Raw genomic sequence first — 14,339 nt, 5'->3', positions numbered from 1 at the left:
GTAACAGTTTTGTAACGGCCGCGACTCGCGCGGCCCCCGACCCGCCGGATGACGCCTTGGAAAGCACCTCGCCGATCCTTTTTCTTCTGCATGTCGCGGGCGCGGCGGCGCTGCTGATCTGGGCGGTCCGCCTGGTGCGCACCGGCGTTGAGCGCGGCTGGTCGGTGCAGTTGCGCCGCTGGCTGCGCAAGGGCGACGACAACCGCATCATGGCGGCGCTGAGCGGCATGATCGCGGCGCTGGCGCTGCAAAGTTCCACCGCCGTGGCGATCCTGACCACCTCTTTCGTCGCCGCCGGAACGCTGACGGCGGCGGGGGGGCTCGCGATCCTGCTGGGCGCCGATGTCGGCTCGGCGCTGGTTGCGCAGGTCCTGCTGGCGCGGGCGGATTGGGTGATGCCGGTCCTCATGGTCCTTGGCGTCGGCCTGTTCCTGCGCGCGCGGCGGCGCGAGGGGCGGATGACGGGCCGGGTCCTGATCGGCGTCGCGCTGATCTTCGTGTCGCTGTCGCTGATCCGCGAGGCGACCGATCCGCTGCGCCAAAGCGCCGCCGTCGGCTCTGCCATGGGCTATCTCGGCAAGGACGCGCTGACGGCCTTTGCGCTGGGGGCGCTGTTCGCCTGGCTGGTGCAATCCTCCGTCGCCGCCGTCCTTCTTTTCGTGACGCTGGCCGCGCAATCGGTCCTGCCGCTCAGCGCCGCCGCCGCGATGGTGCTGGGGGCCAATCTCGGCGGTTCACTGATCGCCTATGTGCTGACACTGGGCGCCGATCAGCCCGCGCGGCGCATCGTGATCGCCAACCTCGCGCTCAGGGGCGGCGGGGCGGCGCTGGCGCTGTTCTTCCTGCAACGGGGCGCCGCACCGCTTGAGCTTCTGGGCAGCACGCCGCCGCGTCAGGTCATCAACCTGCACCTTGCCTTCAACCTTGCCGTCATGCTGATCGCACTGCCGCTGACCGTGCCGGTGCTGCGCCTTGTCGACCGGCTGATGCCTGACCAGGCCGCCTCACCGGCGCTGAACCGGGTTTCGGCGCTTGACCCGGCCGCGCTGAAGGTGCCGGACCGGGCGCTGGCCTGCGTCATGCGGGAACTGCTGCAAATGGGCGAGGCGGTGGAAAGCATGCTGCGCCCGGTGGTCGGCCTTTACGCCGACTGGGACGACGAGGCCGCCGAAGCGATCCGCAAGAAGGAACGCGAGGTCGACAAGATCCACATCAATACAAAGCTTTACCTCGCAAAGCTGCAACGCGACCATAGCGGGGATGAGGTCGCCTCCCGCGCCCTCGAACTTGCCGATATGGCGGTGAACCTTGAAAGCGCGGGCAATGTCATCTCCGACACGATGCTGAGCCTGGCGCAGCGCCTGAACCAGGGCGGCGTCGCCTTTTCCGACAAGGGGCTGGAAGAGATCCGCGATTTCCACGACCGGGTGCTGTCGAACGCGCAGGGCGCGCTGAACCTTCTCGTGACCTCAAGCCCCGACGCCGCCCGCGCGCTGGTGGAGGAAAAGGACACCGTGCGCGACGTGGAACAGGGGCTGCAACGCGCCCACCTTGCACGCTTGCAGCAGGGGTTGAGCGAAAGCATCGAAACTTCGAACCTGCATCAGGAGACGCTGCGCGCGCTGAAACAGGTGAACTCCGCCTTCACCATGCTCGCCTACCCGATCCTGTCGGAAACCGGCGACCTTCTGGCCAGCCGCCTGTCGCGGCCCAAGCCCTGAAGCGTTTCGGGTTTGCGTTGAGAAGGTAAGTATCAGAATTCGAACGAAATAAGTTCGAATTCTGAGTCAGTGCAAACCCGAAATGCCCTAACCCCTCACCGCCGCGACATGGGTCGCGAACGCGCGCGTCGCCATCAACGCCTTGCATCGGGCAAAGCGGGTGTCGGCATAGGCGCGGAAATCGTCGGCCGGGTTGTCATTGGCCAGCTGGATCAGGCCCCAAAGCGTCCACAGAAGGTCGCACATCGCCTTGTAGATCATCATCCGCCCCCGGTCATTGGCCGAAGGCGGCGCGCCGAAATAGGCGCGCAGCATCTCTTCGTCCTGCGCGTCGTCGAACGCCCCCTCGACCGACAGGTCGCCAAGGTCCCACATCGGGTCGTTCATGCCGGAATATTCCCAATCGACGATCCACATCCTGTCCCCGGTATCGAGGAAGTTTTCGCAGAGCGGATCGCAGTGGCAGGGCGCAAGCGGCAAGGGGTGCGCGGCCAGGGCGGCGCGCACCGCTTCGGCCTCGGCCACCACGTCGTGATAGCCCTCGGGCAGCGCGACATCCTTGGTCGCAAGGATCCTGAGGTAGTCGTCGATCATTGCGAACAGCTCGAACCGGAAGGGGAATTCCGCGCCGGAGCGGTGAAGCCTCGCGAAGGCCGCCCCCGCGCGGGCGGGCGATCCGGGCCGCGCCTTGAAGGCGGCCGGGCTCATCGTCACGGCGCCGGGGATGAAGCGCGTCACCATCAGCCCGCTATCCGCATCGGCATGAATGACCTCGGGGCTGACACCCGCCTTCGCGGCCTCGTGCGCCGCGACCGCCTCATTCGCGCGGTCGATATATTCCTCGGTCCCCCGGCCGGGCAGGCGCAGGCAGTGATCGCCGATGCGGAAGACAAGGTTGGTCAGCCCGCCCAGACGCTCGGCCGCCCCGTCGCCCAGCCCCGGCACCTTCGCCCGCGCCGCCGCCAGAAGATCCGCCACCCCGTCCGCCATTTTTCCCCTCCCGATACCCGGTTCAAGTCTTCCCCCGATCACAGACCGGGACTATCGTCGCGTCAACCCCCACGGGCAGAGGCAAGGACATGGCAGCGGAACATGAAGGCGAGCTTGGCGCGGTCTATGGCGCCGGATCCAGCGAAGAGGTCGCGGCCCTTTATGACGGCTGGGCGGCGAAATACGATGGCGACATGGCGAAGGCCGGCTATCGCCACCCGACCATCTGCCTGGCGCTGCTGGCCCGCCACCTGCCGCGCGGCGCGGCGCCGGTTCTGGACGCGGGCGCGGGGACGGGACTGTTGGGAGATTGGCTGAAGATCGCGGGCTATCCCGTTGTTCACGGGATGGATATTTCCGAAGGGATGCTGGCGGTCGCGGCCGCGAAGGGCAGCTATGACGCGCTGCACCGCGCCGCCCTTGGCACCCGCCTGCCCTTCGCGGATGGCGCCTTCGCAGGCATCGTGTCCTCCGGCGTCTTCACCACCGGCCATGTCGGCGCCGAGGGGCTGGACGACCTGACCCGCATCTGCCGCCCCGGCGGCGTGATCGTGCTGACCGTCAAGACGACGCTCTGGTCCGGCGGCTTTGCCGCGCATCTGGCCGACCTGCCGGTAACGCTGGTGGAGGAGACGGCCCCCTACGTCTCAATGCCCGGTGAGGCCGGGACGGTCCCGAGCCTCGCCATCGTGCTGAAACGCGACTGAGCCGCCCGTCACTCCGACGGGCTGGCGAGCTTCATCAGCAGGATGCCAGAGACGATCAGCAGCGCCGCGATCAGCCGCAGCGGCGTGGCGCTTTCGCCCAGCACCACGACGCCGACGCCAAAGGCCCCGACCGCGCCGATGCCGGTCCAGACCGTATAGGCCGTCCCCAAGGGCAGCGACCGCATCGCAATGGAGAGCAGCGCAAAGCTCATGATCATCGTGACGATGGTCACGACGCTTGGCCCCACGACGGTGAAGCCCGCCGATTTCTTCATGTAAAAGGCCCAGACGGTTTCAAGAATCCCGGCCAGAACGATATAGACCCACGCCACGACGCATCCCTTCCCTTGCAAGGCCGGGCCGTCCCGGAATAGCTCCACCGGCGCGGGCCGTCCCGCGCGGCCCCAATCTGGCACCGAAGCGGGGCGAAGACAACGGCACCGCAACCGCGCCTTTCCCCCCCTTCATCTTGCCTCAGATACCTCGGGGCCTGCGGGGCAGCGCCCCGCAACGGCGCCTACCCCTTCACCCGCGCATTGCCCGGATCGTAGAACGGCCCCAGCCCGATCTCGGCCGGATAGACCTCATTCGCGACGACAAGCTCATAGCGCCCGCCGGTCAGGAAAGCGTCCGTCACGCCGCCCTCGTTGCGCACATAGCCGTAGCCCACGCTTTTCCCGATCGTATAGCCATACCCGCCCGAGGTCAGGTAACCGACCGGCGCCCCGTCCCGCAGGATCGTCTCGCGCCCGACCAGCACCGCGTCGGGATCGTCCAGCGTGAAGCCTGCAAAGCGCTTCTTCAGGGGCGCGCCCTCCGCCGCCACAAGCGCCTCGCGCCCGATGAAGGGGCGGTTGGTCTTCATCTTCACCGCCCAGCCAAGGCCCGCCTCGAAAGGCGTGTCGTTCGGCGTGATGTCGGACGACCAGGCGCGATAGCCCTTTTCAAGCCGCAAGGATTCCAGCGCCCGGTAGCCCACCGGCCGGATGCCCGCGCCCGCGCCGCCCGCCATCAGCGCATCAAAGACCGCGCCGGTGGCGGACAGCGGCACATGCAGCTCCCACCCCAGTTCGCCCACATAGGTCACGCGCAGCGCCCGCACCGTCGCCCCGGCGATGGCAATTTCCCGCACATGGCCAAAGGGGAAGCCCGCGTTCGACACATCGGCATCGGTCACCTGGGCCAGCACCTCGCGCGCCTTCGGCCCCATCAGCGACAAGACCCCCCAATCCTCGGTGATATCGCGGATCGCCACGTCGCCCTTTGGCAGGTGATCGGCGATCCAGGCAAGGTCATGGGTGCGGAACCCGGTCCCGGTCACAAGGTAAAAGCGGTCCTCGGCCAGCCGCGCCACCGTCAGGTCGCATTCGATCCCGCCGCGGGAGTTAAGCGCCTGGGTATAGGTCAGCCGCCCCGGCGCCTTCGTCACGTCGCCCGCAAAGACCGCATCCAGCGCCGCCGCCGCATCGCGCCCTGTCACCTCATATTTGGCGAAGGAGGATTGGTCGAAGACGCCGACCGCCTCGCGCACATGGGCATGTTCCTGCCCCACCGGCGCGAACCAGTTCTGGCGGCCCATGGAATAGACGTCCCGCGCCGCCATGCCTTCCGGCGCGAACCAGTTCGGCCGTTCCCATCCCAGCTTCGACCCGAACACCCCGCGATGCTCCTTCAGCCGTTCGTAAAGCGGCGAAACGATGCGCGGGCGGCCGCTTTCATATTCCTCATGCGGGAAACCGATCGTGTAATGCTTGCCATAGGCCTCGCAGGTCCGGTCGCTGACCCATTGCCGGTCGCGGTGCATCCCTGAAAAGCGGCGGATATCCACGGTCCAGAGGTCCAGCGGCGCCTCGCCGTTCATCACCCAGTCGGCCAGCACCCAGCCCGCACCGCCCCCGCTCGCGATACCGAAGGCGTTGAAACCGGCGCCCACATACATGTTGGCGCATTCCGGCGCCGCGCCAAGGATGAAGTTCCCGTCCGGGGTGAAGCTTTCCGGCCCGTTGATCATCTGCTTGACGCCGACCTGCTCCAGCGCCGGAACCCGTGCCATGGCCTGCACCAGATGCTGTTCGAAATGGTCGTAATCGTCCTCGAAAAGGTGGAACTGCCAGTCGTTCGGAATGTCCCCCGTCGGCAGCGGCTGGGGGTTCGGCTCATACCCGCCCATGACCAGACCGCCCACCTCCTCCTTGAAATAGGTCCGCCGGTCCGGGTCGCGGATCGTCGCCGCGTCGGAGGCCAGCCCCGGCACCGGCTCGGTCACGATATACTGGTGCCGGACGGCCTGAAGCGGCACCTCGATCCCCGCCATCGCGCCCACCTGCCGCGCCCATTGCCCGGCGCAGTTGACGACGATTTCGCAGCCGATCTCGCCGTCCGACGTCTTCACCCCGGTGATCCGGTCGCCCGCCATGGCGAACCCGGTCACCCGCACGCCCTCAAATATCTTCGCGCCATGCATCCGCGCGCCCTTGGCAAGGCTCTGGGTGATGTCAGAGGGGCTCGCCTGCCCGTCCGTCGGCAGCCAGCTTGCGCCGACCAGATCGCCGACCTCCATCAGCGGCCACATCCGCTTCACCTCTTCGGGGGAGACCAGATGCATCTCCATCCCGAAGGACCGCGCGGTGGTGGCCAGCCGCTTGTATTCGGTCCAGCGGTCCTGATTGGTGGCCAGTCGCAGGCACCCGGTCATCTTCCAGCCGGTCTCAAGCCCCGTCTCCGCCGCCAGCCCCTTGTAGAGGTCGACGGAGTATTTCAGCACCCGCGTGATCGAGGCGGAAGAACGCAACTGCCCCACCAGCCCCGCCGCGTGCCAGGTGGACCCGGAGGTGAGCTTCCCCTGCTCCAGCAGCACGACCTCGGCCTTGTGGTCGCGGGCCAGGTGATAGGCGGTCGAACATCCGATGATCCCGCCGCCGATAACGACGATCCGGGCGTGGCTGGGCAAGGTCATGGCAGGATCTTTCCGTAAGAGGTCTGATAGTGGTCAAGCGCGGCATCAAGCCGGCCAAGATACTCGCGCGCATGGGCGTCGTAGTCGGCCCCCGGCGCGGCAAGGAATATCTCTGAAATCATCGCCCACATCGCCTCGCGCGCGAGGCTGGCGCATTGCATCGCCGCGAAGGCGCGGGTGAGGGCGGCATCGGGGGCGCGGCCGAAATAGGCGCCCAGAAGCGCCGCAGAGGCCGCCCCGTCCATCCCGGCATTCGACGCGGCCCCGGCCAGGTCGAACATCGCCGTGCCAAAGCCCGCATATTCGAAGTCGATCAGCCAGAGGCGGTCTGCTGCGTCCTCAAGGAAATTCCCCGGCAACAGGTCGTGATGGCCATAGATGACGGGCAGCGCCACCTGCGCCGCCTCGGTCGCCGCCGCGATCCCGACAAGGCGCGGCAGGTCGGGGGCAAAGCGGCTCCCCTTCGCGGCCAGGGTCCTGGCATAGTCGCGGATGACGTGAAAGACCCAGAAGATCACCCCCGGCCCCGACACCTCGCCCGGCATCCTGGCGTGGAAATCGCGCAGGAAGCGTCCCACCCGCTCCGGGTCCGCCCTCAGGTCCGCCTCGCCCCAGGTCCGCGCCTCGACGAAGCGCGACACCATCACGCCCGGCGCGGCATGGACCACCTCGGGCGCGAAGCCCGCCGCATGGGCCGCCCGCGCCGCCATCACCTCATTGGCGCGGCTCACATGGTGAAACGGGAAATCCTCCCCGAAGCGCACCACATACGCGCCCGCCCCGTCCGTCACCTTCCAGCTTTCGTTGGACAGGCCCCCGGTCAGCGGCTCCGCCGCGATCCCGCCGCGCCAGCAGGGCAGCGCCCGGATACGTTCGACACTCATGCGCCCCCCACTTCTTCGTTGCGAAAAATACTCCCGCCGGAGGCTCCCGCACCTGCCACACGCGCGCCGCTCATGCCCGCGCCTCCCCCAGCCCCAGCCGCGCCCGCGCGGCCCCGGCACCGGCATGGATCATCCGGTCGGCGATGATGGCGATGAAGGCAACGGCAAGCCCGGCGACAAGGCCGCGCCCCGGATCGGCCTTGGTCAGCGCGATATAGACCTCCTGCCCCAGATCGCGGGTCCCGACGAGCGCGGTGATGACCAGCATCGACAGCGCGAACATGATGGTCTGGTTCAGGCCCAGCAGGATCTCCGGCAGCGCGAGCTTCAGCCGGATGCGGGTCAGGATCTGCCCTTCCGTGCAGCCCATCGCGCGCCCCGCCTCGATCAGGCGCGGATCGACGCCCTTCAGGCCCAGCACCGTGTAGCGGATCGCGGGCGCGACGGCGAAGGCGACGATGGCGATCATCGCGGTGAAATCGCCGACGCGGAACAGCATCACGGCGGGCATCAGGTAGACGAAAGAGGGCAGCGTCTGAAGCGTGTCGATGATGACCCGGACCCAGGACCAGAGCCGGTCGCTATTGGCCGCGAGGATACCCACCGGCAGGCCGATCAGCATCGCGATGACGACCGAGATGCCGCAGAGATAGACGGTGATCATCGCCTTTTCCCACTGCCCCGTCACCGCGATCAGCGTGACAAGCGCCGCGTTCAGCAGCGCCAGCCGCCAGCCCCCCAGCCGCAGCCCGGCAAAGGCAAGCAGCGCCGCGACGCCCAGCCAGGGCAGGCCCAGCAGGAAGCGCTTGAAGGGGATCAGCAGGTTCAGCAAGAAGAAGTTCTTCACCGCCTCCAGCGCGTCGAAATAGTTCACGTTGATCCATTCGACGACCCGGCTCCAGAACGTGCCGGTCGACAGCTGCAGCGCCTCCGGGTAGCTCTGGATCGCGGGGATCAGCAGCCCCGCCACGCCCGCCACCACGATCACCGCCAGCGCCGCGATCAGGTAGGGGTGGCGCGCGACGACCCCGCCCGGCACCGCGGGACGCCGCCCGCGCGCGGCCGCCGCCTGGCTCAGCCGGTCAAGCGCCACGGCCAGCGCCACGATGGCGAACCCGGCCTCAAGCCCGGCGCCGAAATCAAGGCGGCGCAGCGCCGACAACACGTCGAAGCCAAGCCCCCCGGCGCCGATCATCGAGGCGATGATCACCATGTTCAGCGACAGCATGATGACCTGGTTGACGCCCACCATCAGCGCCTCGCGCGCCGACGGCACCATGACGCGCCACATCATCTGGCGTCTGGTGCAGCCGACCATGTGGCCCAGATCGCTCAGTTCCGACGGCACCCGCGCCAGCGCCAGTTCCGTCACCCGCGTCATCGGCGGCATGGCGTAGATCAGCGTCGCCACCACCGCCGCCGTCGGGCCGAAGCCAAAGAGGAACAGGATCGGCACCAGATAGGCGAAGACCGGGATCGTCTGCATCAGGTCCAGCACCGGGCGGATCGCGCGCGACACCCAGCGATGCCGCCAGGCGAGAATGCCCAGCATCAGCCCGCCCAGCACCCCCAAAGGCACCGCGACAAGGATCGAGGCCAGCGTGACCATGGCGCTTTGCCACTGGCCAAAGACCGCGATAAACAGGAAGCAGGCCGCGACCAGCGCCGCCAGCCCCCGCCCTCCGGCCCAAAGCCCCAGCAGCGCGAAAGAAGCCAAGACCGCGATCCAGGCCAAGGGCGGCGTGATCTGCACCGCCGCACTGCCCTGCCCGTCAAGGAACCCGGTCGACAGCACCGACAGCACCACCCGATAGGGCGCGTCGATCACGGCGGCGATAAAGCGGGTCAGGTCCTGAAAGGTGAAAAGCCCGAAACTCGCGTCGTTCAGAAGCCATTTGGTGAAGGCGGTGATCCAGCGCGCCGCCGGGATGGTCGCATGTCTGGGCCACTCGAACGCCCATGGCGCCGCCTTCGCCCCCCAAAGCCAAAGCGCCACGCAGGCCAGCAGGACGATCCCCCAGCCCGCCCATCGGGGCAGGCCGCGCGGCGGGGAAAGGACGGGGGCATCGGCCAAGGCTCAGCCCCCCATCAACAGGCGGGTGACATCGGCGCGGCGCAGATGGCCGACCACGGCCCCGCCCGCATCCGTGACGGCGACCGCCTCGGCCCCGTCCAGAAACAGGGGCGCGGCATCGGCGATAACGGTGCGGGCGCCCACGGTCGCCGTGGCAGCGCCTTCGGCCGCGACCATGACGCTTTCCGCCCGCACGACCTTGGCCTTCGGCACGGCCTGGGTGAATTCGCGGACGTAATCGGTGGCCGGGTTAAGCACCAGTTCCTCGGGCGTGCCTTGCTGCACGATCTCCCCGTCCTTCATGATCGCAATGCGGTCGGCCAGCCGGATCGCCTCGTCGAAGTCATGGGTGATGAAGACGATGGTCTTTTTCAAGACCGATTGCAGGCGGATGAATTCGTCCTGCATCTCGCGCCGGATCAGGGGATCGAGGGCGGAGAAGGGTTCGTCAAGGAACCACAGCTCCGGCTCCACCGCCAGCGATCTTGCGATCCCCACCCGCTGCTGCTGGCCGCCCGACAACTGACGCGGCAGCGCCTCCTCGCGTCCCGCAAGCCCGACAAGCGCGATCATCTTCCGCGCCCGCGCCTCGCGTTCGGCGCGCGCGACGCCCTGCACCTCAAGCGGGAAGGCAACGTTTCCCAGCACGCTCAGATGCGGCAGAAGGGCGAAGTGCTGGAACACCATCCCCATCTTGTGCCGCCGCATCTCCACCATCTCCTTGTCCGACGCGGTCAGAAGGTTCTGGCCGTTGAACAGGATCTCCCCCGCTGTCGGCTCGATCAGCCGTGACATGAGACGGACGAGCGTCGATTTGCCCGACCCCGACAGGCCCATGATGACGAAGATCTCGCCCCGCCTGACCGACAGGTTCACGTCGCGCACCGCCGGGACCAGCCCGCGCGCCACGATCGCCTCGGCCGTGGCGCCATCGCCAAGGTCACGCAGAGCTTCATCCGCGCGGGCGCCGAACAGCTTCCAGACATGGCGGCACTGAAGGGTCAGGCCCTCGGCGGGGTCAGGCGCCGCGGCGGCGGGGTCGTCATCGTTCATCGGGATTTCCGGCAAAGGGGCCGGACCCCTGGCTGTCCAAGGGTCCGGCGGAAGAAAGGGTTACTGGCCGATCCAGGCTTTCCAGCGGTCTTCGTTCGCCGCCATCCAGGCATCGGTGACCTCTTCCACGGTCTTGCCGTCCAGGTCGACCTCGGTGATCATCTTGCCCATCTCATCGTTGTCGATGGTAAAGGCCTTGATCGCGTCATAGGCGCCCGGCCACTTGTCCTTGACCCCGGCCCAGCCGACCTTCCAGATCTCGCCAAAGGGCTTGCCGCAGTCATAGGCCATGTCGGGGTTCGATCCCCAGGCCGGGTCGGTATAGCATTCGGCCGTGTATTCGGGGAATTCCACCCACTCGCCCTCATATTTCGCGGGCGCCCAGTGCGGCGCATAGATCCAGAGCATGATCGGCGCCTTGCGCTGATAGGCGCTTTCCAGTTCCGCGAACAGCGCCGCATCGGTCCCGGCATGGATCACCTCGAAGGGCAGGTCCAGCGCCTCGACCCTCTCATCATCGAAACCGCCCCAGGTGACCGGGCCACCCAGATAGCGGCCCTTCGGCGCGGTCTCGGCGGTCGAAAACGCCTCGGCACAGGCCGGGTCCTTCAGGGCTTCCCAGTTCGGCAGGCCGGGGCAAAGCTCCTTCATATAGGTCGGATACCACCACTCTTCCTTGGCCTTCATGCCGGTCGGGCCAAAGACCTCGGTCTTGCCGGTCGCGGTCGAGGCATCCATGGCGTCGCGCCCCGTCGTCTCCCACATCTCCATCGCGACATGCAGGTCGCCAGTTTCCAGCCCGGCGAATTGCGCGAGGTAATCGGCCTGCACATATTCGACGTTATAGCCCGCCTTCTGAAGGACATCCCCCATCAGGCGCGTGGTGATCAGCTGTCCGGTCCAGTCATGCAGCGTCAGCTTGATCGGGTCGGTCGAGTCCTGCGCCTGGGCCAGTCCGGCGGTCATGGCCAGCACGGACGCGGTCAGCACGCGCATCGCTTTCGTCGTTCGGGTCATCGTGAACTCCCTGTTCTGCCGGCCGGGCCGGTCTTCGAAACGGTGTTCGGGGGACGCTGTCGCAAGGCCCCCGCCCCGTTCCCTGACGTCAAGTAGGGACGACGGGGGCGATTCCGTCAATCCGTCAATGTGGCTTTTTGTGATTTTTATGCCCGCATCGCGCCCGATAATTGCATGAGGCCCCGCAAACGCCTAATGTTCCACCACCCTGCGGAGTCCGCCGATGCTGTCGAAACGCCATTCCGACATCCTGAAAATCCTTGAAACGGAGGGGACGGCGACCATCGCGGCGCTGGCCGACCGGCTTGGCGTCTCGCTGGAAACGGTGCGGCGGGACGTAAAGCCGCTGACCGAAGCCGGTACGCTGACGCGGGTTCACGGCGCGGTGGGGCTGGCCGGTCAACTGGGTGAAGCGCCGTTCCAGAAGCGGATGCGCGAAAACGCCGCCGCCAAGCAGGTGATCGCCCGCGCCGTGGCCGGCATGGTGCGCGACGGCGACAGCCTGATGCTGGACACCGGCACCACCACAAGCTTCGTCGCCCGCGAGCTTACCGACCACCGCCGCCTGACGGTGGTGACGAACTCCACCGACATCGCGCGCATCCTTGCCACCCGCAACGGCAACCGGGTCTTTCTCGCCGGTGGCGCGCTGCGTCCCGACAGCGGCGCCGCCTTCGGCAAATCCGCGCTCGACTTCATCGCCGGGTTCCGGGTACGGCTGACGATCCTGTCGGTCGGCGCGGTGGATGAAACCGGGCTGATGGATTACGATCTGGAAGAGGCAGAGCTTGCCCGCCTGATGCTGACCCGCGCCGACCGCCGTGCGGTCGTGACCGACCACACCAAATTCGGCCGCGCGGGCCTGATCCGGGTCGCGGGGTTCGACGGGATCGACGCGCTGGTGACCGATCACCCCCCGCCCCCCGCCATCGCGACCGCCCTCACGGCCGCCGGGGCGGCGCTGACCCTGCCGCTTCTCCGTTGCGAAAATACTCCCGCCGGAGGCGGCTGACGCCTGCCTCAGGCGCCGGGGTCGATGACCTCAAACCCGTGCGTCACCTCGGCCGTCTTGGCCATCATGGCAGAGGCAGAGCAATATTTCTCGATCGACAGCCCCACCGCGCGTTCGACCTTGGCGGGGTTCAGGCCGCGCCCCGTCACGGTGAAGTGCAGGTGGATCTTCGTAAAGACCTTGGGATCGGTCTCTGCCCGCTCGGCCGTCACGTCGCAGACCACGTCCTCGACCGGCTCGCGCCCCTTTTCAAGGATATGGACCACGTCATAGGCCGAACAGCCCCCGGTGCCGATCAGGATCAGTTCCATCGGGCTTGGCCCCGGTTTCGGCTTGCCATCGACGCCGTTGCCGAAGGCGATGGTATGGCCCGTCTCGACCTGTCCGGTAAAGCTCCGGTCCCCGACCCATTTGACACGCGCTTTCATGGCAACTCCCCTGATCTTGACTGGGGCGCATCTTTGCCGCCGCCACGGCGCGGGCGCAAGGCCGGAACGGCGATCAGGCACCGCTTTGGCCCGCCACCTGATCTAGATCAGGGCGGCGCCCGGAAAAGCATGGAAGACCGGGCGCGGTCTGTAACCAGGATGAAGCTTTTTCGATGCGTCTGACAACCCGCACCAATCTGGCCGTTCGCGTGCTGATGTTCTGCGCCGTGCATGAGGGACGCATCGTCCGGTCCGCCCAGATCGCCGAGCGCTGCAATGCCTCGCCCCACCATCTGGCGCAGGTGGTCTACCTGCTGAACCAGCGCGGTTTCGTGCGGGCGATCCGGGGCCGCGCGGGGGGGCTGGAACTGGCCCGCCCGGCCGCAAGGATCAATATCGGCGAGGTGTTCGAACTGTTCGAAAGCGGCGTCCCCTTTGCCGAGTGTTTCTCGGACACCGGCAACACCTGCCCGCTGACCGATGCCTGCCGCCTGCGCACCGGCATCGCCCGCGCCGTGGCGGCGTTTTATGCCGAAATGGGGACCATGACGCTGGAGGATCTGGTCAGGGACAATTGCGCCCTTGCCGCCCTGATGACGCTTGAGGACCTGCCGGAAACGGCCTGCGCCGTCTGATCCCGCCAAAGACAAACGCCCCCGGCCTGTGCGGCCGGGGGCGCTGTTCTGTACCGTCGTCGGGTGTGCTTATGCCGCCGAAACGGCCCGTCCGGTCAGAACCTTCACAAGATTGGCGCGATAGGCCTTGGTGCCGTGCATGTCGCCGATCATGCCCTCGGGATCGACGGACAGGCCCGACACCGCATCGGCGGCGAAATTTGCCGACAGCGCCGCTTCCGCATCGGCCCAGCGGAAGACGCCATCTTCCGACGCCCCCGTCACCGCCACGCGCACCCCGCCGCCGGTTTTGGCGACGAAGACCGCCGTGAGGGCAAAGCGCGAGGCCGGTTGCAGGAACTTCTGGTAACTGGCCTTTTGCGGGATCGGAAAGCGGACCTCGGTGATGATCTCGCCCGGTTCCAGCGCCGTGGTGAACAGACCTTCGAAAAAGTCGTCCGCCGCGATCTGGCGATTGTTCGTCACCACCGTCGCGCCCGAGGCCAGCACCGCCGAAGGGTAGCAGGCCGAGGGGTCGTTATTGGCCAGGCTGCCGCCGATCGTGCCACGGTTCCTGACCGCCGGATCGCCGATATTGCCCGCCAACCCCGCCAGCGCCGGATAGGCCCCTGCCTCTTTCGCGACGACCGCATGGGGCGTCGCGCCGCCGATCACCAGATCGCCACCGTCCTTGCGGACGCCGATCATCTCCTTGATGCCATTCAGGCTGACCAGAACGGCGGGCGCGGCAAGGCGCTGTTTCATCGACGGGATCAGCGTTTGCCCCCCGCCCAGCGCCTGCGCGTCCTCTTGCGCCAGCGCCTTCACGGCCTCGGCCACGGTTGCGGGCTTTTCGAGTTCGAATGCGTACATCTTTTCCTCC

At 67.3% G+C, this 14,339-nt stretch carries 13 protein-coding genes; 4 read left to right on the top strand and 9 right to left on the bottom strand.

Features of this window, described 5'->3' with window-relative positions; translation table 11 throughout:
- Positions 1-56: 56 nt before the first annotated feature.
- Positions 57-1,721, top strand: a complete 1,665-nt coding sequence (locus tag LX70_RS07865; protein WP_105513996.1) for a Na/Pi cotransporter family protein — start codon at positions 57-59, stop codon at positions 1,719-1,721.
- Between the two features lie 87 nt (positions 1,722-1,808).
- Here the strand turns inward: LX70_RS07865 and LX70_RS07860 are convergent, their stop codons facing one another.
- The gene (locus LX70_RS07860) at positions 1,809-2,711 is read right to left on the bottom strand and encodes a choline/ethanolamine kinase family protein (RefSeq protein WP_105513995.1); all 903 of its coding nucleotides are present in this window, start codon (positions 2,709-2,711) and stop codon (positions 1,809-1,811) included.
- An 89-nt stretch (positions 2,712-2,800) separates the two neighbouring features.
- Here LX70_RS07860 and LX70_RS07855 point away from each other — a divergent pair, with 89 nt between their 5' ends.
- Entirely contained in the window at positions 2,801-3,418 is a 618-nt protein-coding gene (locus tag LX70_RS07855; RefSeq protein WP_105513994.1) for a class I SAM-dependent DNA methyltransferase, read from the top strand.
- 8 nt (positions 3,419-3,426) lie between these two features.
- Here the strand turns inward: LX70_RS07855 and LX70_RS07850 are convergent, their stop codons facing one another.
- The 6 genes from LX70_RS07850 to LX70_RS07825 all read right to left on the bottom strand — a co-directional run bounded on the left by LX70_RS07850 (position 3,427) and on the right by LX70_RS07825 (position 11,402).
- Positions 3,427-3,750 carry a DMT family transporter gene (locus tag LX70_RS07850; protein ID WP_105513993.1) on the bottom strand — a complete coding sequence of 108 codons (324 nt, stop codon included), beginning with the start codon at positions 3,748-3,750 and terminating at the stop codon, positions 3,427-3,429.
- 185 nt (positions 3,751-3,935) lie between these two features.
- Positions 3,936-6,374: a GcvT family protein gene (locus LX70_RS07845; protein ID WP_105513992.1), complete on the bottom strand. Its 2,439-nt coding sequence runs from the start codon at positions 6,372-6,374 to the stop codon at positions 3,936-3,938.
- Positions 6,371-7,258 (bottom strand): choline/ethanolamine kinase family protein, encoded by an 888-nt coding sequence (locus LX70_RS07840; RefSeq protein ID WP_105513991.1) that lies wholly within the window; start codon positions 7,256-7,258, stop codon positions 6,371-6,373. The genes LX70_RS07845 and LX70_RS07840 overlap by 4 nt, the downstream gene beginning before the upstream one ends.
- 70 nt (positions 7,259-7,328) lie before the next feature.
- Positions 7,329-9,332: an ABC transporter permease gene (locus tag LX70_RS07835; protein ID WP_245884986.1), complete on the bottom strand. Its 2,004-nt coding sequence runs from the start codon at positions 9,330-9,332 to the stop codon at positions 7,329-7,331.
- Positions 9,333-9,335: 3 nt separating this feature from the next.
- Positions 9,336-10,385 carry a quaternary amine ABC transporter ATP-binding protein gene (locus tag LX70_RS07830; RefSeq protein WP_105513990.1) on the bottom strand — a complete coding sequence of 350 codons (1,050 nt, stop codon included), beginning with the start codon at positions 10,383-10,385 and terminating at the stop codon, positions 9,336-9,338.
- Positions 10,386-10,445: 60 nt separating this feature from the next.
- On the bottom strand, positions 10,446-11,402 hold the full coding sequence (locus LX70_RS07825) for an ABC transporter substrate-binding protein (RefSeq protein ID WP_105513989.1): 957 nt from the start codon (positions 11,400-11,402) through the stop codon (positions 10,446-10,448).
- 223 nt (positions 11,403-11,625) lie between these two features.
- Between LX70_RS07825 and LX70_RS07820 the strand changes: the two genes are divergently transcribed.
- The gene (locus LX70_RS07820) at positions 11,626-12,414 is read left to right on the top strand and encodes a DeoR/GlpR family DNA-binding transcription regulator (RefSeq protein ID WP_105513988.1); all 789 of its coding nucleotides are present in this window, start codon (positions 11,626-11,628) and stop codon (positions 12,412-12,414) included.
- Positions 12,415-12,422: 8 nt separating this feature from the next.
- On the opposite strand, the gene LX70_RS07815 is transcribed toward LX70_RS07820, so the two are convergent.
- The gene (locus LX70_RS07815; protein WP_105513987.1) at positions 12,423-12,842 is read right to left on the bottom strand and encodes an OsmC family protein; all 420 of its coding nucleotides are present in this window, start codon (positions 12,840-12,842) and stop codon (positions 12,423-12,425) included.
- A gap of 173 nt (positions 12,843-13,015) precedes the next feature.
- Between LX70_RS07815 and LX70_RS07810 the strand changes: the two genes are divergently transcribed.
- On the top strand, positions 13,016-13,477 hold the full coding sequence (locus tag LX70_RS07810; RefSeq protein WP_105513986.1) for an RrF2 family transcriptional regulator: 462 nt from the start codon (positions 13,016-13,018) through the stop codon (positions 13,475-13,477).
- A 69-nt stretch (positions 13,478-13,546) separates the two neighbouring features.
- On the opposite strand, the gene LX70_RS07805 is transcribed toward LX70_RS07810, so the two are convergent.
- Positions 13,547-14,329, bottom strand: a complete 783-nt coding sequence (locus LX70_RS07805; RefSeq protein ID WP_105513985.1) for an FAD binding domain-containing protein — start codon at positions 14,327-14,329, stop codon at positions 13,547-13,549.
- Positions 14,330-14,339: the final 10 nt, after the last annotated feature.

The organism is Albidovulum denitrificans (assembly GCF_002973535.1).
GTDB classification, from domain to species: Bacteria; Pseudomonadota; Alphaproteobacteria; order Rhodobacterales; family Rhodobacteraceae; genus Albidovulum; species Albidovulum denitrificans.
This window is presented reverse-complemented; position numbering and strand designations above follow the sequence as displayed.